Source organism: Nostoc sp. (genome assembly GCF_036917815.1).
In the GTDB taxonomy this organism is placed as follows: Bacteria; Cyanobacteriota; Cyanobacteriia; order Cyanobacteriales; family Nostocaceae; genus Nostoc.
Genome location: NZ_JBALEK010000086.1, coordinates 96,057 through 118,766 on the forward strand (window position 1 = coordinate 96,057; position 22,710 = coordinate 118,766).

Here is a 22,710-nt window from a genome sequence, read left to right on the forward strand (position 1 = left end):
AGGGGCAGGGTGGTTTCATACGAAAAAAGAAAAATACATAAGCCTTAATTTCTCATCTAAAACCATAGATTTTGACCCCTCTCCAAACCTCTCCCCCACAGTGGGAGAGGCTTTGAAACTTTTTCTCTGGTTGTATGAAACCACCCTGTTTCCCTACAAGGGAAGGGGGAAGATTCAAAGTCTCTGACGCCACGTGCTTCAAGTCGGCTAGCCGCCCAACGCAGTGGCTCCTCCTTGTAGGAGAGAGATTTAGAGAGAGGTTTTCCAGATCCCGTGAAAAGTCAGGGGTTAGGTGGGATCAAGAAGTGCCTAAAATCACAGCTAACAATTTTTTCAACAACCTCTTAGTCGTAACCGTTCACAGGTTTTTTTAGCTACTGCAAAAATATAGGTATATATCTTGGCTTATAAACATTGGCTAAGTAGTTGCATCAAGGCCATCACGGCTTTCGGATCGCTATACACAGATATTGCGTTGAGAGAGTTAATACCAAAGGCACTTACTTTCCCCAGTTCTGCACGACTGTTGGTAGCCAACCGAGAACTAGAGCGGAAAATCAGCAATGTGTACGACGAGCTTCGCTTACTCAAGCAAGCAGAAATTGCGATCAAACAAAGCGAGATTCGCTACCGTGCCATTGTAGAAGATCAGACTGAAATGATTGCCCGATATTTACCAGACGGCACACTCACATTTTTCAACCAAGCTTTTGCGCTTTATTTTGGGCGATCGCCAGAGGAACTCATCGGGAGTCCCGATCAACCCATGATCTTGGAGGCAGATCGGCAGCGAGTTGCTGAATTTGTAGCTTTAATTAGTGCTGATAATCCTGTTGTCATCATTGAGAATTGTGTGCTTCTGGGAGATCGGGTGCGTTGGACTAAGTGGCATAACCGAATGATATTTGACGAGCAAGGATGCTTTCTGGAATTTCAATCGGTGGGATACGACATCACAGACTTCAAGCAAATCGAAGAAACACTTTTTCAAGAAAAAGAATTAGCCCAGGTGACATTGCAATCCATCGGAGATGCAGTTCTGACTACAGATGCCTTGGGCAAAATTCAATACCTCAATCCGGTTGCAAAATCTCTGCTTGAATGTAGTGAAGCATCCGCAGAAGGGTTGCTGTTAGAAGAAGTCTTTGGAATTGTGCATGAAACAACACGGGAGAAAGTTCAGAACCCAATTGAGCAAGCGTTACAGGAAAATCGAACTGTGAATTTAGCAAAACATACCGTCTTAATTAATCAGAATAATCAAGAAATTGCGATTCAAGATTCAGCTGCGCCCATTCACAATCGTGACGGACAAATTATTGGCGGGGTTATGGTGTTTCGTGACGTGACTCAGAACCGCAACTCTTCACGTCAGCTATCCTGGCAGGCAAGCCATGATGCCTTAACCGGATTGGTGAATCGTCAGGAGTTTGAGCAGCGGATTGAACAAGCATTGTGCGTTACCAAATTAGACTGCCAGGTTCATGCCTTGTGCTATTTGGATCTCGATCACTTCAAAATCGTAAATGATACGTGTGGTCATGTGGCTGGAGACGAATTACTGCGTCAAATTAGTTTCCTATTGCAGGAGAAGATTCGGAAAACTGACACACTGGCACGGTTAGGGGGCGATGAATTTGGCCTATTGCTCAATCAATGTACACTGGAGCAAGCTTTACTAGTTGCTAATGAGATGCTTTCGTGTGTTCAAGAGTTCCGGTTTGTTTGGCAAGAGCAGGTATTCTCAATTGGAGCAAGTATTGGCTTAGTCAGTATCGACACGAATAGCGAGAGCGTTGCAGAGATTATCAGCAGATCTGACGCAGCTTGCTATACCGCAAAGAACCGGGGGCGCAATCGCGTGTACGTTGCTCAGACTGACGACCAGGAGCGAGTGCAACAACGCGGGGAGATGCAGTGGGCCAGCCGCATTTCTCAAGCCTTGGAAAGTGATTGGTTTTGTCTCTATGTTCAACCCATTACCGCTATCACCCCGGCGGCTGAAAACGGCGACTATTATGAAGTACTGCTGCGGCTCCGGGATGAACAGGGAAATTTAGTGCTACCGATGATGTTTATTCCAGCAGCAGAACGCTACGACTTGATGCACCTGATCGATCGCTGGGTGATTCGGACTCTGTTCAGGAATTGGACAAGGGTTGTTGGCGAAAAACAAATCATGTATGGGATTAACCTTTCTGGCTCTAGCATCAACGACGATCAGTTCATTAACTTTCTGTATGAGCAGTTTAGCCTATACTCCATCTCACCCCACTGCATTTGCTTTGAGATTACCGAAACTGTGGCGATCGCCAACTTGAACAAAGGCAAGCAATTCATTGAGTCGCTTCAACGGATGGGCTGTAGCTTCGCGTTAGACGATTTTGGGGTGGGGATGTCGTCGTTTGCCTATCTCAAGTCTCTGCCTGTGGATTACCTCAAAATTGACGGGAGCTTTATTCGTAACATTATCGAGAATCCTGTGGATAATGCGATCGTGACAGCAATGACGCACATTAGCAGTGTGATGGGTATTAAGACGATTGCTGAGTTTGTAGAGAATGACGCGATTTTAGAGCGAATTAGGGCATTAGGAATTGATTACGCACAGGGAAATGGCATTGCACTACCTCGCCCATTGGGGTCAGGAACATAATTTAAAGATTGAGCAAGTGTAAGCTGAGATTTATCTATTCTTTCTGGAGAAGAATAGAAGGTTTTTATAATCACTTCCTGAGCCACAGCTTTGACTACATTAATACTCACAGAATTCCCTAATTGATAGTAAGCCTTATCATCATTGGGATGAAGTATAAAGCTATCAGGAAAACCTTGCAGCCTTGCAGCTTCTCGCGGAGTTAGTCGCCGTACTCTCTGATTGTGATAAACTCCCAATCTATTAGCATCACTAGCAACCAAGGTTACCGAAATCTTATTTGGATCTACAAATTTATAAACTTCAAATGAAAAGTTACCCGATAGAGGTTTGTATTGATCATTAATAAGTTTTAGATACTTTTTTGTAACTAGTGAATTCAAAATCTCTCCTAGATTTGGGTGTTCAAAAAAGCTAAATATTTGCTCCTGAGTTAGTAATTTGCCATCTTTTTCTTGCCCAAACTTCTTATTCCGCCTCTTTAATATGAAACGGTTCATCAGTTCAATTTCCTCAGCACTACACTTCCCACGCAATCCTAAATCCCAGGAATGAATAGAGTTTCCACCCCGGTAATCAATCAACCTTATCCCATGTAAACGATTTAAATCATGATTAAATATTCGTTTTAAGGCATTAACAAAACTTTGCGAACAATCATACTTTTCATCTGGATTATTTTCCAAAATGTCGGCAACAGTCACAGATTTTTTTGGTGGGTAAAACAAAGATAACTGCTGAGGGTTATATGAATGAGAATCTTTAGGCCCCACATCAGAAATCAATTCAAAAGTGGGAGAAGCATCTAAAATTCCTACCAGATAAATGCGGACACGATTTTGCGGTAAGCCAAAGTTGGCGCTGTTGAGTAAAAAAGCATCAAAACTATAACCTCTTTTTTGAATTTCATGCTTAATTGTTGCTAATGTTCGCCCTTGATCGTGACTATAAAGCCCTCGAACGTTCTCAAAAATAAAAGCTTGCGGTTTATAGGTATCAAGTAATCTTGTTATTTCAAAAAATAGCGTACCTCGCGTATCGACAAACCCTTCTTTTTTGCCAGCATGAGAAAAAGATTGACAAGGAAATCCAGCTAGTAAAAATTCATGTTCTGGTAGTTGATCAATTAATCGAACATCACCTAAAGCTGTTTGAGCAAAGTTTTTTTCATAAACTAATTGAGCATCTGTATTAATTTCGCTGCTTAAAACGCATTCACTTTTTATATTTAAAGAACTAGCCGCTTGTTCAAAGGCTAATCTAATTCCCCCTATTCCTGAAAATAAATCTACAAACCGAATTTTATGCATAGATATAAAAGTAATTTTCAAGTGCGTGCAATCAGTAAGTAGGCATAATTAAACATCAAATAAAATCTTAGTTCGTAGTGAGCGATTCATCGCTCAAAACAAGGATCATCAGGACTAAAGTCCTTACTACAAACTTTAATTTATTTACGCCGAGCTACTTAAAAATTACTATCGGGGCACAATATATTGTCCCCCGACGCGTATAGTCTATTGAACGCACCCCATCTAAATACAAAGATTATACATGGGGATTCGTGCGCTAAGAAGCTGAAATACTTCTTGAACGTTACCAGGGCTACTGGCGTTCTCAGTGTGTCGTTAGAACTTTCGCTTCCGAACACCCTAGTAAAAAGTCATTATTAGTAATACTTTTTACTGATTATAAATAATTAGTGAAATTGGTCTATGTCTCCAGCTATAAAGCTTTTACAGTACCGCAAAAACTAATTCTTAGAATAATAGCATGAAAGAATAGCTGTTGCTGCGCGTTTTATACTGGTTTCGCTTACCCCACCTCAAATGTAGATATTTTTATAGTATTTTTAGGTGGGGACTGCACGAAACATTTCTATTCAATTGAAAACCTTTGTAACTTATTTAGCCTTCACCCGCGCCTGCTTCACCATCGCAATCAGAGTTTGATGGGCATCTTCCGCATCTGCTAAAACATGATCGAACTGAATGCGAACTGGTACAGATTCCCCATTCACTTGCGCGGTTAAATCCATACCCTGTGCATCAATTGACAGCATTTGGGCTGCGTTCGCATCTGTTACACCGCCAAAGGCTTGAGCATAAATAACTACAGCATCGGCATGATCATCATTCATGTGGTTGCAGATGCGCGAACTAATTTCAGTAGAGAAATCTTTAGACATGGTGAGATTGAAAGTGAGCAATAGCTTAAATTCTAAGTTAACAACGTGGATGAAATTTGCTGATTTTCTTTTTGAGCGCTAAAAACTATGTATTATACCCCAGAGTCATCATAAAATAATTTTATTAATGGGAGAATAATTAAATTAAAATAAAAGTTATTCAGTATTTTTACCTTTCATTGCGGAAAGCAAACAGCTTAAACTGTAGCAGAAGTATTAGCCAAAACTATTGCAGCTAAGAGACAATGAGCGAAACTAGCCCCAGACGAATTGTAATTGGGGATGTGCATGGACACTATGAAGGTTTAATGACATTGTTGGAGGCGATCGCCCCCACATCAGAAGATCAAGTCTATTTTCTGGGAGACTTAATCGATCGCGGTCCCCATAGCGCACAAGTAGTTAATTTTGTCAAGCGAAACAACTACCCATGTTTGCTGGGAAATCATGAGCAGATGTTATTAAGCATTCTGACCAATGAAAGGACTTCTTCCTCGACCATGCAAGCATGGCTATATAGTGGCGGAGAAGCTACCGTAGCCAGTTACCAAGAGGCTCCAATTCCTGACGACCATCTGGATTGGTTAAAAACTTTGCCTACATACCTTGACTTGGGGGATATTTGGTTAACTCATGCTGGTGTTGACCCTTCCATGTCGGTGACAGAACAAACTGCCGATGAACTGTGCTGGATACGAGAAGAATTTCACAGCATTGAAAAACCCTACTTCCCTGATAAGCAAATTATCATCGGTCATACCATTACCTTTACCTTGCCGGGTGTTTCTCCTGGGAAACTGGCACAAGGACAGGGATGGCTAGACATAGATACTGGCGCTTATCATCCCCGGAGTGGCTGGTTGACTGGACTGGATGTTACAAATCAATTGGTTTATCAAGTTAACATCTTTAAAAACCATATCCGTACCCTGCCTTTAGAAGAGATTGTAATTACCATTGATCCAGCCAAAATTAAAGTTGATCGCCGGAATAAGAATTGAGGAGGAGTGGGGAGTGGGGAGATGAGGGAGATGAGGGAGATGAGGGAGATGAATTAATGCCCCATGCCCATATTGTCAAGACCTCGCTAATACTCGAACATTGGCTTTATAACTAGCCTTATCCAAGCCATATTTTCCATTACTAGGTTGAGAGTTAATTGCACTTCTTAGGGCATCAATGCGATCGCTGGTTCCGGGGTGCGTACTCAAAAATGTCGGCGCAGAACCACCCTTGTTCAGCAGCTTTTGCATAAAAGAAACCATTCCAGACTGGGCATAACCAGTACGTGTCAAGGTTCGTAGTCCTCTTTGATCAGCCTCAAATTCATTTTTCCGACTGCGTGGCAAGTCTCGCGCTAACTGTACACCAATTTGTACTGCTGAATTTCGATCTAAGCCAGCTGCTGTTAATAGACCACTTTCGAGGGCTTTTTGCTGCATCTGTTTGACTACGTGTTTCCCGCCAATGTGACCAATTTCATGGGCAAGTACACTTGCCAGTTCCGCTTCATTGTCTGCGGTTTTCAGCAAACCTGTGTGGACATATACATAGCCGCCCAAGGTAGCAAAGGCGTTAATAGAGTCATCCTGAACTATCTGGAAAGTATAGGGGAGATCGGGGCGATCGCTATTCGCTGCTAAACGCCTACCAACTTGCTCTACATAACGATTAACTTCGGGATTGTGGTAAAGCCGGACTTGACTGCCCACTAATTCCTGATTAATCTGCTTACCAAGATCAACTTCTTGATTAGGGGATATATTAGAAAGCTGAAATGCCTGAACTCCTTGGAGTAGAAGAGGTAAGAAGTCTAAAGCTCTTCCAGGCAAGGGTGTACTTAGGCACACACTCAGGGCGACTACCACTGAAATGAGGGGATAAAACCAGCCACGCCGCCACACACGGTAATTTGTCACAAAACCTTTCCAGTTGAACATAATATACTCTGAAGATTATTTCAGGAGAACATAAAATAATGAGATAAATTGTGAGACGGATTTAGAGTATTCTAAGTTGCATTCTTAACTCCAGACCAAAGGAGTTGTTATACAGATAATTCTGACGTAAATCTACCTAACTGCGGGGGACCAAGGATTTCCTCTAGAGGTAGGCTTAAACACTAGATTTTACTTTCTAGGCGCGTCAGTTTTAACAACTAAAAGCTTGAGGGTTAGCTGCCACTCCTCCGAAATTACGAACTCGTGATAAACTGTCGCATAACCGCAACCCCTAGATGCTTTGAGCTATTAACAAATAGGGAAAATTGCCGTTTCCATTGAAAACCTTCTTGCTACAATCAATTACTTCGCTATTACCTCGGAAAACTTTTTATGGCTATTTTAGATTCAAAAGGTCGCTTATTCGGCAAAATAAACCTTCTAGATTTAGGTGCTGCCCTCGTAATTCTGTTAGTTATATTTGGCATCTTTATCTTTCCTGGCACTTCTGGTTCCGTTGCCCAAGTCGGTGCGAAAACAGTACCCATAGAAGTAGACTTAGTAGTTCGTGGTTTAAATGTACGTGACCCGCAAAAATTAATCGATAACGGTTTAAAAAAAGGCGGGAAAACTAATGTCATCATCCGCAATCAGCCCTATGGAGAAATTGAAATTAAATCTGTTCAACAGCTACCCAGAACAATAAATATTCCCCAACCTGATGGTACTGTTAAAGAACTACCAGATCCAAAAACCAACAATTATAGTACAGATTTGCTTTTGACTTTAGATGGCAAAGCCCAAGTCACTGAAAGTGGGCCAGTTCTGGGTAATAGTAAGGTGAAAATTGGGATGCCATTTGAGTTAGAAGGCTTTAACTACAACTTTAATGCAACTGTCATTGATATCAGATTGAAAGACAAATAGTATTCTCACTTTTGTTGATAATAGCAACGCGCAGATCCCCGACTTATTAAAGGAGTCGGGGATCTTGTTCATCACAAATGATTTAGGATTGCTATATAATACCCTCGAACTACGGAGACAGTTTTTCTTATGTTAATTAAGCAAAGGTAAAAATTTGCGAATTAAGCCAATTGTCACTGCTGGTAATTCCAACTGCGGTGTTAACCCGACATTTTCCAACTGTTGAAAAAATCGGATCGCTTGGGGATTCATTTCGGCAAGGCGGCGACCAATTGATGGCCCCGTAAATTCCGATTTTTGTCCCCAAATAATCGCAGTGGGAGTTGTTAGTTGTTGAATATAAAGAGATAAATCAAAGCACAAATCGCCACGTACAAAAGACAGTGCTGCATACTCAGCATTAGGCTGTTGGGCGGATTGTAGATAAGCTTCTACAATTTCTTCGTAGACTCGATTGGCTTGAGCAAATTGCCGTTGCTCTAAGAAGCTGCGAATACCCCCACTTGTTGCAATTCCAGTGCTATAAAGTAAACGGTCAACAACGGGAACGCTAACTATCTGGGCAAAAAAGCTCCGAGAATAGTCTTCGCCAAAGTCAGAAATTCCGGCGGGGGTAGTCAGAATTAAAGACTTGAATAAATCGGGATGATCTGATGCTACCCGAATTGTAAATGCTGCGGTCAAAGAAGAAGCGATCGCTACTACTGGCCGAGTGCAAGTCTGCTCAATAAACTCCCGAATCGTCGTCAAATAATCATCAATCTTATAACTGCGTGGCGGATGCTCAGACCGACCCCAACCGATCAAATCTGGCGCGATCACCCGATATTCAGCCGCAAAAGCTGGATAAACTTTCGACCACTCATAAGCAGAAGATCCACCACCAAAGCCGTGCAGAAACACCAAAGTTTCTCGATCATCTTTGCCAGTCAAATCGTCCTGCCAAGGTGTACCAGTGGCTGTATAGTATACCATTCTACCTAGTGAGGTATTTATGGAGCGTTGTTCAAATCCTAGTGGTTGAAACATAAGTATTTTTTTGACTGTAGTGATTGGTAGAAGTGAAAAAAGAGACATCGGCGCGGTGACAGAGAGAGTATTTGATAATTTCTCCGCGTCCTTGCATCTTCTTTAGTCACCCTTGATGCTTACGTGTTTAGTTGAAACTTCCCACTCATTGTTATTATCAGCGAACTATCACTCTAAAACTTCTCGCCACAGTCAGATTAAGTAGATGTAAAATTACTGGATTAGTTGTAAAAATTTAGACTTAGAAGACTTGAGGTGTTTTGAAGCGGTAGAGCGCCAATATGAATGCTGGGGAGTCATTTTTCACAATTGTCTAGCAATACAGCCATCAAATCCAGCATTTCCAACCTATTCAGGGGTAACAGTCTTAATGGGAGCGCCCAAAAGCGGATTTTTAGAAGCTACTTTCTTACATCCGGTTAACTCGGTTAGTGCCTTTGTGACTAGTTCGCAACGGCTAGTGCTTTCCGCCTACGATCGCAATCGGCAACTGCTGGCTCAAACTGCACTACCAGGTTCTAATCTTGCCAACTCAGACTCGGCAATTTCCCCCAATACCTTATTATCTATAAATGTGAATAACATCTACAGCGTTACCTTCTGTGCTTTTGATGGTCAATTCACCCTTGATAGCTTTCGTTTTTGTCTTTAAGGACTTATAGCGGTTCCCATTCAGATGCAGTACAACGTTACATCACGAGGTGTAGGGGCACGGCAATGCCGTGCCCCTACGGGTGTACGTCACGTAAACGATAACTGCTATACGTACAACATGCCCTTGCTCTGAGCGATTTAAAATGGTATCTTTATTTGCGCCGTGCTGTTCTAGTCTACTATCCGTGCATAAAACTAGGGATCTTGTAGTTTGAGCCTTAATCCTTTCTTCATCCATAGTAAAACTTATACAATAGTTAATTTCGTAATCAAGTAGGTAAACACTGTGGCACAGGCTTCGTCTTCTTGGCAGCAATTAATCAACCAGATCCCCAACTGGAACTGGTTGCTGACAAAATTCAAGACAAAGGGAGCCATAAAGCAGCAAACATTTAAGCGCTTCTCTGGGCCTGGGGGCTTTCTTGGGTTCTTGACAATCGTTGTTGCTATGTTGTTGTGGAACTGGAAACTGCTATTGGCTCTCTTAATCGGTATTGGGGTAATGGTATTGGTTTACTCAATGCAGGAGTGGGACTGGCAATTGCGCTGGTCTAAAATAAGTAATTTCTTAAACAGTTCAAATCGTCGGTTAGCTTTGGCAGTCGTCAGTGGTGGTCTTGCTACTGTCAGCACTTACATGGCGGCGGCAATTTGGGTTGACTCTCACAGCCCTTGGATTGCGGCTGGTGCTATTGTGCAAGGTGTGGGAACCCTATTAACTTTAATTTTATTGGTATGGCAAATTGTTAACTTCTATGAAAATCGAGAAGAAGACCATCTTGATCAGTTGTTGGTAAATTTAACAGAAAAAGATCCATTGAAGCGGTTGATTGCCCTACGTCAACTAAATAAATTAATCAGCCGTAAGCAAGTTGATTCTTTAGTGCAGCAAGATGTTGTCGAATGCTTACAACTCCTACTCAGTCGAGAGGAAGAAGTTGTAGTTCGAGAGGCAGCTTTTAAGAGTTTACAAGCTTGCGATCGCCTACAAGTTTTACCCCCCAAAACAGCAACAATTCTCACACCCGTATCAGCAAAACTCAAGCACCACGTTTATTAGTCATTAGTCATTGGTCATTAGTCATTGGTTAAATGATGAGTCCTAATTAATGCCCCATGCCCAATACTTCTCTTCTTAGGCTGCGCCAACGGCAACTCTTGGAGACGCTACGCGTAGCAAGATCCCCGGAGGGGTACGCTCAGTACAAGTGCCCAATGCCCAATACTTATTTTCGAGACAGCTTTCCATTGCGAACTTGCACTACGGGATGATTGCACCGGCGCACCAATTGTTCATCATGGGTGGTAACAATTACTGTAGCCCCAAAGGAATTTAACTTCTGGAGAATCTGGATCACTTGCCAGGAATTATCTGGATCGAGATTTCCAGTAGGTTCATCTGCCAACAACAGTGGTGGTGTACCAACGATCGCACGGGCAATACTCACCCGTTGTTGCTCTCCCCCAGACAGTTGATCTGGAAAACAGTCAGCTTTATTCAGCAAACCTACCAGTTTTAAGGTTGGTTCTAAGCGTCGTTGAATTTCTTTACGGGTATACCCTTGAGCTTGCAGCACAAAAGTCACATTTTCTGCCACTGTTCGTTGGGTAATCAATTTGTAGTCTTGAAAGACAATACCAATCCGTCGCCGCAATAATGACAAGCGATCGCCCCGTAAACCCGCTACATTACATTCATCAACAATTACATCTCCCTGTGTAGGCAACTCCTGGCCATACAGCAGTTTCAACAGCGTTGATTTACCAGAACCACTTGGCCCCGTGATAAACAAAAATTCTCCCTTTTTTACCTCAAGATTTGCACTCAACAAGGCGTGAGTGCCATTAGCATAAGTCTTGGTTACAGATTGCAATTGCACTTTGGCAGTAGTATTGCTACCGCGCTGTTGAGTTTCACAGTCCTCTCTATAAACGGATTTGTCTGTCTTAACTTGAGTTGTTAATACTGGCATTGTTAAATTTTCCTCATACCCACAACCAAGCACTTTGGCGGCTTAGATGTGACATTCCTCTCAAAATAAGGATTCCCAGGTTTCGACTGAGAATTTAAATTCAACAAAGAAAATTTAAAACTTTTTGAAGACCTTAGTACTAACTACGTAATAACACGTAGGAGCGGGCATTGTACACGGAGACATTATTATACAGAGATAGTATTTGATCTTTTCTTTGCGTAGCCACGTTTCCTCATCCCCATGCCCTATGCCCAATACTTCTCTTCTTAGGCTGCGCCAACGGCAACTCTTGGAGACGCTACGCGTAGCAAGATCCCCGGAGGGGTACGCTCAGTACAAGTGCCCCATGCCCCATGCCCCACTCTTAACTAATTGCACCTCTTGCTGTCAAACGATAAACAAAGGCTTTCACAGCAAACTCGGGCAAAGCCAACATCCGCCGCCAACGCCAAGGTTCTTGATAAAGCCGATACAACCATTCCAAATTATTATTTCCTAACCAGGCGGGAGCGCGAGTTTTAGTTCCCGACCAAATATCAAAACTACCACCAACGCCAATCCAAATTGCTTGGGGACACAAATGGCGGTTTTCGGCAATCCATAACTCTTGACGTGGCACTCCCAAACCGACAAAAATCACTTGTGGCTGCAATTGAGCAAGAGTTTGTCGCAATTGTGCTTCTTCTTCTGGGGAGTGATAGCCTGAATGAGTGCCTACTATACTCAAATCTGGAATTTGCTGCTGCCAAAAATCTGCAACTTTTGCGGACACTCCAGGCGCTGCTCCATAAAAAAATATCTTTGCCCCTGTCTTCTGTTGCCCAAGTTCTTGCAAAAGTTTTTCTGCTAATTCAATTCCCGGAAAACGCTGCACTTTTTGCCATAACAGCCACCGCAAATACAGAACAACCCCGGCTCCATCTGGAATTACTAGTTCAGCATTTTTAATGACCTGAGCTAATAATTTATTTCGCTCTGCCTGCATAGTCATTTCTGCATTGAGCGTTACTACATGAGTTCCTTTGCCTGCGTACAGGGATTCTAACAACCAGCCTGGATAGTTAGCCATCACATGAACTGGTATTCCCAATACTGAAAACGCTTGATTGCCGTTAGACATAGCCTGTTCTTGAGTAATCTTCACACCAGATTTTCCTTGAATGTTAAGCTTATCAAATTTTTTTATCAGGAAGATGGGTTTAAACTAATTAGTCTTGGGCGCTTGTACTTGGGCTGAACCAGTCCAAATTTTATTGTTAAAGTGTAATATTAACTCAGTATAAAACGCTCAACTCGCAACTCTGGTTCCGGGAACAGAAGCCCGCACTATACTGCTTGCAGTTAGTGTAGGAGTGTGTCACGAAACTCGACTTTATGGTTAAGGTAGTGTAACGGGCTGAAGTTTGCTATGAGTAAAATTCGTATCGCTCTGATTGAAGATCATGACCTAACTCGTGTGGGTATTCGGACAGCACTACAGCAAAAGGATGAAATTGAAGTTGTAGGTGAAGCTGCCAATGCTGCTGAGGGGCTAAAAATGTTAAAAATGCTACGACCAGATATTGCCATTGTAGATATTGGTTTACCAGATAAGGATGGCATTGAGTTAACACGGGAGGTAAAATCTATTACTAATGGGCAGCAGCTACTGACAAAGGTGTTAATTTTGACCCTGCGGGATAACAAAGAAGCGGTGTTGGCAGCTTTTGCGGCGGGCGCAGACTCTTACTGTATGAAAGATATCAAATTTGATAATTTGCTGGAAGCAGTGCGAGTAACTTACAATGGCAACGCCTGGATCGATCCGGCGATCGCTCGGATTGTATTACAACAAGCGCAACAAAATCCCCAAAAGTTGGAATCGACAAAAGCCGATTTCAAGACTATTGCCCCTAACTCTGATTTTCTTGAGAATCTGGAAGGAATTCAGCCTTACACACTGACAGAAAGGGAGTTAGAAGTGTTACAGTTGATCGTCGAAGGTTGTAGTAATGCAGTAATAGCGGAAAGACTTTACATCACTGTTGGAACTGTTAAAACTCACGTTCGCAATATTTTGAATAAGCTATGTGCCGATGACCGTACCCAAGCGGCAGTCCGCGCCTTGCGTTCTGGGTTGGTTGGATAAAGTTAATTTTTGTGTACATCAATTGAGGATGATCAAGGGAAAGTTACAACTTTGAGAAAGTTATATTTTCAAAGTGAATAGCTTCTCTGGTTTTTTGTTACTTATCAGGTGGGATAAACATGACGTTATCTCGCCATTCAAATATGTGAAAACTAAAGTCAAATATGGCTGAAATTGGAGTGGAAAAACTTAAGCTCATGGTCGTAGACGATGAGCCAGATAACTTAGACTTACTCTACCGCACTTTTAGGCGAGATTTCCAAGTATATAAAGCCAATCATGCCTTTGCTGCTCTGGAAATTTTGGATAAATTTGGCGAAATGGCGGTGATTATTTCTGACCAAAGAATGCCAGAAATGAATGGCACGGAATTTTTTAGTCGCATCGTAGAACGCTTTCCTGATACGATTCGGATTTTGTTAACTGGTTTTACTGATGTCGAAGATTTGGTGGATGCGATTAACTCCGGTCAGGTATTCAAGTACATTACCAAACCCTGGAATCCTGAACGCCTGAGAGGGTTAGTTGAGCAAGCCACTGATACATATCGCCTAGTTAAGAAGCGTACCCAAGAGTTGCGTCGATCCCTACGGCGAGAATCTTTGGTTAATGCGGTAACAACGGCAATTCGGGAATCTTTAGACTACGACAGTATGCTGCAAAAGATTGTGGCAACTATTGGAGAAACATTTGAAGCTACCAGTTGCTTGCTCAGACCAGTAGAAGGCGATCGCCTTCTACAAGACCAGTTTTTTTACCACGATCCTGAATCCTCTGTATCAGATTGCTTCTTCGACCCCAGTGTTTTAATTGAAAAAGTGCTGGAAACCCGTCATTATCAACTTGCTGAAGATGTATATAACGGTAATCCTCGTCACCAACTGGTTGTGCCACTTAGCTATCAGCAACATCTGTTGGCTGTGCTAGCCCTGAACCAATGGGGACGCGATCGCCCTTGGGAAGATGAAGATATTCAACTGATTGCAGGTGTTGCCGAACAAGCAGCCTTGGCTCTCTCCCAAGCAAAACTCTACCAGCGCCTCCAAGAAAAACAACAGCAGATTCACAATGAGTTGGAGGTGGCTCGCCAAATTCAATACAATCTGCTACGCCAAACTTTACCTGATATCAAAGGTGTGAAGGTGCAAGCCTGCTGCTATCCTGCACGAGAAGTAGGAGGCGATTTTTTTGAGGTTTTTGTCCATCCTAAAGGCGATTTGTGGTTGGCAGTGGGTGATGTTTCTGGCAAGGGCGTTCCAGCTGCTTTATTTATGGCTAGTATTATTTCCGTTTTGCGCCGGGAATTATCTCAAGAAGCGCCAGCCGAACCGAATGTGGTCATGCAAAACCTCAACCACGCTCTCAGTGAAGATTTAATTAGCAACAATTATTTCATTACTCTTGTGTTAGCTTGTTATACCCCTACCACAAAGGAACTCGTCTACACTAATGCCGGTCATATCTATCCACTGCTATGGTCACGCCAAGACGCTTTAGGTGACAATCCTAATTACCTGAAAGTCCGCAGCGTTCCTTTGGGAATCTTACCCAAGTGGCAGGCACAGTCTGGTCGTTTGGTTCTCGCTACTGGAGACACATTGTTACTAGCCAGTGATGGTATTACAGAAGCAACGATATCAAATGATTCTGATTTAACAGTAAAAAACGGGTCTAGTGCTGAGGCAGTTAACCGTTCTATGCTGAACCAAGATGGCCTTTGGCAACTGTTACAACAAGAGGAACAACCGCTTTCTCTCAACCATTTACTAGCTCGCATCCAGGCAGATAACCACGTTCAAGAAGACGATCAAACTATACTTTCGCTGGAGATTTTGTAAGTCGTGAAAAGTGAGCTTCATGTACCAAGTGACTTGAATTTTCTTAATATTGTCGAAAACTGGTTGCTGGGATGTTTGAAAATCCAGTTAGGAGAATCTGTGGATTGGTCGCGGCAATCAAGTCGTTTGAGACTGGCTTTAGTGGAAGCCTACTCAAATGCAGTCCGTCATGCCCACAAGGACAAACCAAGTTTACCGATTTTACTGCGTTTGGAAGTGAAAGACCGGAATTTTGCCCTAGAAATTTGGGACTACGGCGAAGGTTTTGATATGTCTAACTACTACGCTCCCAACCCTATGGAAAAACAAGAAGGTGGTTATGGTTGGCTAATTATGAATCGTCTCATGGATAAAGTAGATTACAAGTTACAGATTAATGGTGCTAACTGTCTGAAGTTAGAAGCTACTTTACCAGAATTAGTCCAATAGACAACAGTTACTATTTTTCAAGTCATGTTATTCATGAAGAATAATTCAGAACTCAGGAGTGAGAATGAAGCCATGATTTTTGTCTGACTAGGTGATAGCGTAGCGGTAGCGAGTCCGCTAGCGTGTGAATATTTTTTTAAAACTTTGCCCTTTGTGGGCAAAATTAAGTATTAAATATTCTTCCTTATATTTGATTTTTAAAATACACGTAGGGTGCGTTAGCCTAGGGCATAACACAAAGTTGGTTGCTATAGCAATCCTAAATCATTCGTGAACAACGAGATCCCCGACTTCTTAGAGAAGTCGGGGATCTGAGTCTTGTGATTTTCACAAATCAAATCGGATTGCTATATATAGCAAGGGACTTGGAGGTTAGGACATTAACTGATGATAAAACCTATATACAAACAGACTTTAAACCCAGTCCCCAGCGATGCACTGAGCTTGTCGAAGTGTCCCCAGTCCCCAGCTATAGCTACTTACTTTTCACGACGTAAAGAAATCAACTCTTTGGGGGAAGCTAAAAGTTTGATTCTAGTATAGAAAATTTGCCGTTCTTGGTTGAGGATAAATAACCACAAGATATTCACACTACACCATGAAGTTTGTGCTTTGCCTGTTACCTGGATTTGGATGTCACCGTTTTCTAAAGTCTCGGTTATTCCTACATTGGGGTAAGCTTTAATGTCTTGGCCTTCTTGTTTTAAGTAGGCTGCGATCGCATCTTTCCCCACAATGTCAGATTCAAATGGTGGACGCATCACACCATCTACTGCAAAGAGGGCAGCAGTTGCCTCAAATTCTCCTGCATTTAAGGTTTTAAAATAACGCAGTAAACTTGGTTCTGTAATTCCCTCAATCTGGAATTTTTCTTTAAATTGCGCTGGGGACACAAATTCAGCAGAGGTCATAGAATTACCTGTATCATGCATACTAACTGAATATTAATTTCAATACAAAAATAGCTAAGAATAAAGCCTCTATTGAGATAGATTGCTACATATTGAGAAATCTTCCTCACGATGGAAGTAAAGACGTTGCATTTCAACGTCTTTACATTGGTGTTGCAATAAAATATGTCGGCTAAGTAACAAATCTTAATCAAAGATATTGACTACGTAATGTAGAATTAGAACGCCTTTATTTAGGCAAAATCCAAATAAAAAAATGAATCAGTATTCCGTAACAAACAGCAGTCTGGTGAAAGAAAAAGCCAGCGAGTTGGGCTTTCACAAAGTTGGAATTGCTGCTGTAGATAGGTTAGATGCCACAGAAGCGCAGAGGTTACAAGCATGGATTGAACTGGGTTATCACGCCGATATGAAATGGATGACTAACCCAAAACGTCAGGATATCCGCTTAGTGATGCCAGAAGTGCGATCGCTAGTGTGTGTGGTGCTGAATTACTACACACCACATCAACGTCCTGTTCGCGTAGCGTCTCCGTCAGGAGAAGGCGAAGAATACGCCAAAATCTCCCGTTATGCCTGGGGAAGGGATTATCACAAGGTGATGCATAAAAAACTCAAGCAGCTAGCCACATGGCTAGAATCACTTGATGCAGGTGTTCGAGCCATTTATTATGCAGACACTGGACCAGTACCGGATAAAGTGTTGGCTCAACTTGCCGGAATTGGTTGGATTGCCAAGAATGGTAATGTGATTACACGGGAATATGGCTCTTGGGTATTTTTGGGAGAAGTTTTGACTAATTTGGAACTAGAGAGCGATCGCCCGCATACAGAACACTGCGGTACTTGTACTCGTTGTCTTCAGGCTTGTCCTACAGGTGCAATTACTCAGCCTTTTGTCGTAGACGCTAATCGCTGCATTGCTTATCATACCATTGAAAATCGGGCAGACCAATTACCAGAGACAATCACACCTCATTTGCAAGGTTGGGTTGCTGGTTGTGATATTTGCCAAGATGTTTGTCCTTGGAACCAACGTTTTGCCAGCACAACTGATATTGCAGAGTTTCAGCCTTATCCTGAAAATATTGCTCCCAAGCTGCTAGAATTAGCCCAAATCTCAGATCAGGAGTGGGATAAACGATTTCCAGTATCTGCCTTGCGGCGGATTAAGCCAGAAATGTTACGACGCAACGCCCTAGCTAATCTTGACGCATCCCGGCAAAGAATGACCCCGAAAGTAATTATTTTTGATTTTGATGGCACTATTGCTGATACAGTAGATGCTCTTGTAAGCATTGCTAATCGTCTAGCTGTAGACTTTGGTTATAGACACATAAGTCCAGAGCAATTAGCCCTTCTTAAGAACTTAACATCTAGGGAAATCATTAAGTACTCTGGAGTTTCTCTATTTAAGATACCTTTTCTAGTTAAAAAAGTTAAAGGAGAATTAAAAAACAAAATTCCAGAATTAAAACCTATTCCGGGAATTAAAGAAGCATTAATAGAACTACAAAATCAAGGATATAAACTCGGCATTATCACTTCTAATTCTAAAGAAAATGTGACGGAATTTCTCACAATAAATGATTTAAATCACCTATTTGATTTTATATATTCAGGAATTACAATTTTTGGCAAAACAACGATCATCAATAACGTCTTGAGGCAGAAGCAACTCCAACCTCAAGAAGTTATTTATGTCGGAGATGAAACCAGAGATATAGAAGCATCAAAGAAAGCAAATATCCAAGTGATTGCAGTGACTTGGGGCTTTAACTCAGCAGAAGCACTAGCCAAACAAAATCCAGATTATTTAATTGAACGGCCTAGTGAACTGCTAGAAGTGATGAAGTAAGAATTCATAATTCACAAGTCAGTTGCTTAAGCAAGATTTAGATCCCCGACTTCTTCAAGAAGTCGGGGATCTTGAAAGCGTTGATTGATTATTGGTGGCTGGTGAAAAGTTACTTTTTGGGTTGACCCTTTTCCAAAGCTTGTTGTACTAGTTCATCACTGACATTAGTTACAGCCTCAGTCTTAGAATTCCCAACTTCCTTTGCTAACTCTACATAATCATCAGGATTACCAGTTGACTGTGCTTGAGTTTTTGTCTCTTCTGGCTTAGAGGTTTTGTATTTAGGTGCGGTGGCTGCTTCGGCGGCGGTGGCACCTTTACCTGTGCGATCAATTTCACTCACGCTGAATTGCTGTGCAGCTGCATAATCAGCATCAAAATCAACCTTCGGTGCTTTTTCCTCACCACTAGCTATGCTTTCGGCAGCTAATTGAGCATCATGGGTGGGAGCTTCATTTAAATTGGGCTTTACTTCATCGGGCATAATTAAAACCTTAGGTAAATTTTTTATTGCTTACTTGAGAAATCATAGCAAAGCAATTCGCTGCTTTCTTGCTTCCTTGAGAGAGACTTTCACCTCTATTAAAAGGTAGATTAAAGTTGTAGTTACTAATTAATTTAACTCTTTCTATTGATAGTAGAATCTGATTCAGAAACTCTGGTAACACTTAGTTTGGGCTGCTAAATTACTTTGGAGACAAATAATAATGACTGCAAGTTACGACAAAACTATTTCTCAAGCTCAGAGCAATGAAACTCAAAAATTGGTGGACGCGTTTAACGCCTTAGATACCGATGCAAAATTAGCTTGGTTCTATTTTGTTTATGAAAAAATGGGTGATTCTATCACGCCAGCCGCTCCAGCTGCGGCTGAACCAGAATTAGCACCAATTCTGCTAGGAGATTATTTTGAATTATCAGATGAGCAGCAACTAGATATTATGCGGGATATTGTTAACCGCAAAGACACAGAATATTCTCGTGCTTATGGAGCGATAAAAGAAAACAATCAGTTGTTAGTTTGGTATGCTTGGGCAGTAGCTATGGGTAATAAAGTGGTTGACTTACCAGCTAGCTACCAGCCAAGTAAGGCAATTAATGATCTGGTTTCCCAAATTGAAGGACTAGATTTTGATGAGCAAATTTCAGTGTTTCGGACAATAGCTGGTGAAATGGGTTACACCGATGTCAAACCGATCGCAACCCAAGCAGAAACTGGGAAAACGCCGAGTTTGTAATTAAACTAAATCCATATTTATCACCTAATACCCTTGGGTTAAGAAGAATAGTAGGTTGGGTTGAAGCTTAAGCGTTACCCAACAAAGCCTTGATAATATTGGGTTTCTTTCCTAAACCCAACCTACACGAGTTTTATTTTTTAGCCTTAACCCAAGTGTGTTGATCCATAACCGTGAAAAACAGGATACCCGACTTCTTTAAGAAGTCGGGTATCTGTGGCTTTAAATTCTTACAAATCAAATAGGCTTGCTACTTAATAGTGTTTGTATAGCAAGGGACTTGGAAGTTAGGACATTAACTGATGATAAAACCTATATACAAACAGACTTTCAAGCTAGTCCCCAGTCCCCAGTCCCCAACCCCCAGTCCCCTGCTATATGTCACCCATTGCAGCACAGAATTTGATAGATGTTGCAGTCAGCAAATTAAGAATTTATGACATAGCAACCTGACTCAAGTCAGAAGGAGTGAGATTGGAGTGTACTACTTGACCATCACGGAACCAAACGATGCGTTGAGTTTGACGAGCAACTTCTGGTTCATGAGTTACCATGACAACAGTGATTCCACTGGCATTAAGCTCGCCAAAAATATCTAAGACTTCTTGGGTTGTGCGCGAATCAAGTGCGCCTGTGGGTTCATCGGCTAGGAGTACTACGGGACGATTAACGATCGCCCGAGCGATGGCTACTCTTTGTTGTTGTCCACCAGATAGTTGAGTTGGTTTGTTGTTGAGGCGATTTGCTAAACCGACTCGTGTCAGTGCAACTATGGCGCGATCGCTTCTTTCTTTGGGATTGACGCTAGCATACACCATTGGCAGCATCACATTTTCTAATGCTGTTAGTTGGGACAATAAATGGAATTGTTGGAAGACAAACCCCAGTTTTTTGTTACGGATGTGTGCTAAGTCTGTGTCATTCATTTGTGCGACATCAATATTATCTAAATAATAATGTCCCGCAGTCGGGCGATCCAAACAGCCGATAATATTCATGGCTGTGGATTTACCTGAACCAGAAGGCCCCATAATTGAACAATATTCACCCTCGCGGATAGTCAAATTCACGTCGTTGAGTGCTTTGACTTCAGTTTCCCCACTGCCGTAGACTTTAAAGATATCTTCTAAACGAATAATTGTTGATTTAGGTACGGCATTAGGAACTAGAGAATCGGTAATTGAAATACTGTTTGCCATAAGGATTTAGTTATAAGTTGGTAGAGACGCGATCGCCATCACTAAGCACTTCTCAAAGCCACAATTGGGTCAAGTTAAGGATAATTGTAGGTTGGGTGGAGCGAAGCGTAACCCAACATCGAATTTGGGTTCCACTTCGTTACACCCAACCTACGCAATTGATTTTTGAGCTTAACTGAACCGTATTGGGTTTTATTTTGAATGCATTCAATTAATCTAGGACTTACGCAAGAGTTATGGAATAACGAACCGCAGAGGCACGCAGGACACAGAGAAATCAGAGTTTGAGAGATATTTTGCGTAAGTCCTGTAATCAAATGATTTTGATCATTAACGCTATTGGATTTCTCCCGTCAAAGTGATTTAGTCAATTACTTAGGAAATATTTCTTTACCATCACTAAGCACTTCTCAATGCCACAATTGGGTCAAGTTTAGCAGCGCGACGTGCAGGAACAACGCCAAAGAATAAACCAATACCACCAGAGACACCAACGGCCATACTAATCGCTACAGGAGAAAGACTCGCTTCTAAAGGAGTCAAGGCTCCCACTAACAGAATGCCACTGATACCAACCGCAGTCCCAACTAAACCACCAGCTGCGGAAACTATCACTGCTTCAATAATGAACTGTAGCAAAATATCCTGCTCAGTTGCGCCGATCGCTTTTCTCAATCCGATTTCTTGGGTGCGTTCGGTGACAGAGACAAGCATAATATTCATAATGCCAATACCGCCGACAAATAACGATATGCCTGCGATCGCAGCTAACATAATTGTCAATGCACCTGTAATTTGACCAACAGTTTGCAAAGCATCCTTTTGGGAGCGCAGAGTAAAGTCATCTTCACCATTAATTTTGTGCCGTAGACGCAACAAATTAGTAATTTGAAACTCTGCTGCATCTACACTCTCTGAATCACGAGCGGCAGCAACGAGATAATCTAAGGCGATACCATAAGGAGAATTCTTTCCCACAAGACGGTTTGCTGAGGTTGTGATTGGTATTAAAGCAGCTTGATCATAATCTGCTCCCACGCTGGAACCTTTGGCTATTAACGTCCCAATCACTTGAAAACTGGTATTTCCAATCCGCAATTGTTGCCCGATGGCGTTACTATTACCAAATAGTTTTTCTGCTAAGTCTGCACCTAAAACAACAACTTGGTTACTTCGCTTGATATCTACCTCGCTGAAAAACCTGCCTTTAGCAGTTTCAAAATCCCGCACCGATAGAAAGCTGGGAGTTGTGCCAATGATGTTGACCTCAGTGTTTCTGTTACTGTATGTAACCACCTGTCTTCTGTTTAACTCTGGTGCAACTCCAACTACAGTAGGTACTTGAGAGGCGATCGCATCCGCATCTTGTAACACGAGAGTTTTTGGCACTTCAAAGGAAATACGCTGAGTTTCTTGATTACCTGGAATCACAAACAGCACATTTGGCCCTAGTGACTCCAGTTGTTTATTCACGTACTTTTGCCCACCTTCACCAATGCCAATCATGGCAATTACTGAGGCGTTGCCAATAACTATACCCAGCATAGTGAGGGCGCTACGCAGTTTATTTGATAGCAGAGTTTTCCCCGCCATTTGGACACTTTCTAAAAAATTCATTTCTTAATAATTACGAATTATTCTTTTTCTGCTTCAAAATACTTACCTAAACTTAGCCAAAGCTGAGAATAGAGATTTCTTCCTCCTTCATCCAAGGTAGTCGGCTACTTCTTGTCCAGAGG

At 42.0% G+C, this 22,710-nt stretch carries 19 protein-coding genes and 2 pseudogenes; 11 read left to right on the top strand and 10 right to left on the bottom strand.

From position 1 onward, the window contains the following. The first annotated feature begins 400 nt into the window (after positions 1 to 400). Positions 401 to 2,656 carry an EAL domain-containing protein gene (locus V7K97_RS25880; RefSeq protein WP_334803844.1) on the top strand — a complete coding sequence of 752 codons (2,256 nt, stop codon included), beginning with the start codon at positions 401 to 403 and terminating at the stop codon, positions 2,654 to 2,656. On the opposite strand, the gene dcm is transcribed toward V7K97_RS25880, so the two are convergent. Beyond that, positions 2,602 to 3,966, bottom strand: a complete 1,365-nt coding sequence (dcm, locus tag V7K97_RS25885) for a DNA (cytosine-5-)-methyltransferase (protein WP_334803845.1) — start codon at positions 3,964 to 3,966, stop codon at positions 2,602 to 2,604. The two genes, V7K97_RS25880 and dcm, sit on opposite strands and share 55 nt — an antisense overlap. A 593-nt stretch (positions 3,967 to 4,559) precedes the next feature. Continuing rightward, complete coding sequence (locus tag V7K97_RS25890; protein WP_334803846.1) at positions 4,560 to 4,844, bottom strand: DUF2470 domain-containing protein; 285 nt, start codon at positions 4,842 to 4,844, stop codon at positions 4,560 to 4,562. 245 nt (positions 4,845 to 5,089) lie between these two features. On the opposite strand from V7K97_RS25890, the gene V7K97_RS25895 reads away from it, so the two are divergent. After that, positions 5,090 to 5,845: a metallophosphoesterase family protein gene (locus V7K97_RS25895; protein ID WP_334803847.1), complete on the top strand. Its 756-nt coding sequence runs from the start codon at positions 5,090 to 5,092 to the stop codon at positions 5,843 to 5,845. Positions 5,846 to 5,920: 75 nt separating this feature from the next. On the opposite strand, the gene V7K97_RS25900 is transcribed toward V7K97_RS25895, so the two are convergent. Further along, on the bottom strand, positions 5,921 to 6,784 hold the full coding sequence (locus V7K97_RS25900) for a M48 family metallopeptidase (protein WP_334803848.1): 864 nt from the start codon (positions 6,782 to 6,784) through the stop codon (positions 5,921 to 5,923). Positions 6,785 to 7,177: 393 nt separating this feature from the next. On the opposite strand from V7K97_RS25900, the gene V7K97_RS25905 reads away from it, so the two are divergent. Further along, positions 7,178 to 7,711 (top strand): DUF4330 domain-containing protein, encoded by a 534-nt coding sequence (locus V7K97_RS25905; protein WP_334803849.1) that lies wholly within the window; start codon positions 7,178 to 7,180, stop codon positions 7,709 to 7,711. Between the two features lie 132 nt (positions 7,712 to 7,843). Here V7K97_RS25905 and V7K97_RS25910 read toward each other — a convergent pair whose 3' ends face one another. Beyond that, positions 7,844 to 8,740: an alpha/beta fold hydrolase gene (locus V7K97_RS25910; protein WP_334803850.1), complete on the bottom strand. Its 897-nt coding sequence runs from the start codon at positions 8,738 to 8,740 to the stop codon at positions 7,844 to 7,846. Between the two features lie 223 nt (positions 8,741 to 8,963). Between V7K97_RS25910 and V7K97_RS25915 the strand changes: the two are divergent. Next, positions 8,964 to 9,392 (top strand): annotated as a pseudogene (locus V7K97_RS25915) (hypothetical protein); the annotation flags it as partial. Positions 9,393 to 9,680: 288 nt separating this feature from the next. Beyond that, positions 9,681 to 10,454 carry an armadillo-type fold-containing protein gene (locus tag V7K97_RS25920; protein ID WP_334803851.1) on the top strand — a complete coding sequence of 258 codons (774 nt, stop codon included), beginning with the start codon at positions 9,681 to 9,683 and terminating at the stop codon, positions 10,452 to 10,454. 166 nt (positions 10,455 to 10,620) lie between these two features. On the opposite strand, the gene ftsE is transcribed toward V7K97_RS25920, so the two are convergent. Beyond that, positions 10,621 to 11,367, bottom strand: a complete 747-nt coding sequence (gene ftsE / locus V7K97_RS25925) for a cell division ATP-binding protein FtsE (RefSeq protein WP_334803852.1) — start codon at positions 11,365 to 11,367, stop codon at positions 10,621 to 10,623. Between the two features lie 367 nt (positions 11,368 to 11,734). Then, positions 11,735 to 12,490 (bottom strand): WecB/TagA/CpsF family glycosyltransferase, encoded by a 756-nt coding sequence (locus V7K97_RS25930; protein WP_334803865.1) that lies wholly within the window; start codon positions 12,488 to 12,490, stop codon positions 11,735 to 11,737. Between the two features lie 288 nt (positions 12,491 to 12,778). Here V7K97_RS25930 and V7K97_RS25935 point away from each other — a divergent pair, with 288 nt between their 5' ends. From V7K97_RS25935 to V7K97_RS25945, 3 genes are all read left to right on the top strand, one after another. Further along, complete coding sequence (locus V7K97_RS25935; protein ID WP_334803853.1) at positions 12,779 to 13,498, top strand: response regulator transcription factor; 720 nt, start codon at positions 12,779 to 12,781, stop codon at positions 13,496 to 13,498. Positions 13,499 to 13,662: 164 nt separating this feature from the next. Next, on the top strand, positions 13,663 to 15,336 hold the full coding sequence (locus tag V7K97_RS25940) for a SpoIIE family protein phosphatase (RefSeq protein WP_334803854.1): 1,674 nt from the start codon (positions 13,663 to 13,665) through the stop codon (positions 15,334 to 15,336). Positions 15,337 to 15,339: 3 nt separating this feature from the next. Continuing rightward, a complete protein-coding gene (locus tag V7K97_RS25945; protein WP_334803855.1) occupies positions 15,340 to 15,765 on the top strand; it encodes an ATP-binding protein in 426 nt (141 codons plus the stop codon). Between the two features lie 479 nt (positions 15,766 to 16,244). On the opposite strand, the gene V7K97_RS25950 is transcribed toward V7K97_RS25945, so the two are convergent. After that, a complete protein-coding gene (locus V7K97_RS25950; protein WP_334803856.1) occupies positions 16,245 to 16,676 on the bottom strand; it encodes a ketosteroid isomerase family protein in 432 nt (143 codons plus the stop codon). A 256-nt stretch (positions 16,677 to 16,932) separates the two neighbouring features. Between V7K97_RS25950 and queG the strand changes: the two are divergent. Both queG and V7K97_RS25960 read left to right on the top strand, forming a co-directional pair. After that, positions 16,933 to 17,930 (top strand): annotated as a pseudogene (queG, locus tag V7K97_RS25955) (tRNA epoxyqueuosine(34) reductase QueG). Next, positions 17,905 to 18,534: an HAD-IA family hydrolase gene (locus V7K97_RS25960; protein ID WP_334803857.1), complete on the top strand. Its 630-nt coding sequence runs from the start codon at positions 17,905 to 17,907 to the stop codon at positions 18,532 to 18,534. The pseudogene queG and the gene V7K97_RS25960 overlap by 26 nt, the downstream one beginning before the upstream one ends. A 109-nt stretch (positions 18,535 to 18,643) precedes the next feature. Here the strand turns inward: V7K97_RS25960 and V7K97_RS25965 are convergent, their stop codons facing one another. Further along, positions 18,644 to 19,018 (bottom strand): hypothetical protein, encoded by a 375-nt coding sequence (locus V7K97_RS25965; RefSeq protein ID WP_334803858.1) that lies wholly within the window; start codon positions 19,016 to 19,018, stop codon positions 18,644 to 18,646. Between the two features lie 223 nt (positions 19,019 to 19,241). Between V7K97_RS25965 and V7K97_RS25970 the strand changes: the two genes are divergently transcribed. After that, positions 19,242 to 19,772, top strand: a complete 531-nt coding sequence (locus tag V7K97_RS25970; RefSeq protein WP_334803859.1) for an orange carotenoid protein N-terminal domain-containing protein — start codon at positions 19,242 to 19,244, stop codon at positions 19,770 to 19,772. Between the two features lie 434 nt (positions 19,773 to 20,206). Here the strand turns inward: V7K97_RS25970 and V7K97_RS25975 are convergent, their stop codons facing one another. Further along, entirely contained in the window at positions 20,207 to 20,971 is a 765-nt protein-coding gene (locus tag V7K97_RS25975; protein WP_334803860.1) for an ABC transporter ATP-binding protein, read from the bottom strand. Positions 20,972 to 21,370: 399 nt separating this feature from the next. Beyond that, a complete protein-coding gene (locus V7K97_RS25980) occupies positions 21,371 to 22,588 on the bottom strand; it encodes an ABC transporter permease (protein ID WP_334803861.1) in 1,218 nt (405 codons plus the stop codon). Between the last annotated feature and the right edge of the window lie 122 nt (positions 22,589 to 22,710).

Bases quoted from the DNA above. Each gene is read 5' to 3' on its own strand.
- dcm (WP_334803845.1), bottom strand. From the start codon at position 3,966: ATGCATAAAATTCGGTTTGTAGATTTATTTTCAGGAATAGGGGGAATT.
- V7K97_RS25890 (WP_334803846.1), bottom strand. From the start codon at position 4,844: ATGTCTAAAGATTTCTCTACTGAAATTAGTTCGCGCATCTGCAACCAC.
- V7K97_RS25895 (WP_334803847.1), top strand. From the start codon at position 5,090: ATGAGCGAAACTAGCCCCAGACGAATTGTAATTGGGGATGTGCATGGA.
- V7K97_RS25900 (WP_334803848.1), bottom strand. From the start codon at position 6,784: ATGTTCAACTGGAAAGGTTTTGTGACAAATTACCGTGTGTGGCGGCGT.
- V7K97_RS25905 (WP_334803849.1), top strand. From the start codon at position 7,178: ATGGCTATTTTAGATTCAAAAGGTCGCTTATTCGGCAAAATAAACCTT.
- V7K97_RS25910 (WP_334803850.1), bottom strand. From the start codon at position 8,740: ATGTTTCAACCACTAGGATTTGAACAACGCTCCATAAATACCTCACTA.
- ftsE (WP_334803852.1), bottom strand. From the start codon at position 11,367: ATGCCAGTATTAACAACTCAAGTTAAGACAGACAAATCCGTTTATAGA.
- V7K97_RS25930 (WP_334803865.1), bottom strand. From the start codon at position 12,490: ATGTCTAACGGCAATCAAGCGTTTTCAGTATTGGGAATACCAGTTCAT.
- V7K97_RS25935 (WP_334803853.1), top strand. From the start codon at position 12,779: ATGAGTAAAATTCGTATCGCTCTGATTGAAGATCATGACCTAACTCGT.
- V7K97_RS25940 (WP_334803854.1), top strand. From the start codon at position 13,663: ATGGCTGAAATTGGAGTGGAAAAACTTAAGCTCATGGTCGTAGACGAT.
- V7K97_RS25950 (WP_334803856.1), bottom strand. From the start codon at position 16,676: ATGACCTCTGCTGAATTTGTGTCCCCAGCGCAATTTAAAGAAAAATTC.
- V7K97_RS25960 (WP_334803857.1), top strand. From the start codon at position 17,905: ATGACCCCGAAAGTAATTATTTTTGATTTTGATGGCACTATTGCTGAT.
- V7K97_RS25965 (WP_334803858.1), bottom strand. From the start codon at position 19,018: ATGCCCGATGAAGTAAAGCCCAATTTAAATGAAGCTCCCACCCATGAT.
- V7K97_RS25970 (WP_334803859.1), top strand. From the start codon at position 19,242: ATGACTGCAAGTTACGACAAAACTATTTCTCAAGCTCAGAGCAATGAA.
- V7K97_RS25975 (WP_334803860.1), bottom strand. From the start codon at position 20,971: ATGGCAAACAGTATTTCAATTACCGATTCTCTAGTTCCTAATGCCGTA.
- V7K97_RS25980 (WP_334803861.1), bottom strand. From the start codon at position 22,588: ATGAATTTTTTAGAAAGTGTCCAAATGGCGGGGAAAACTCTGCTATCA.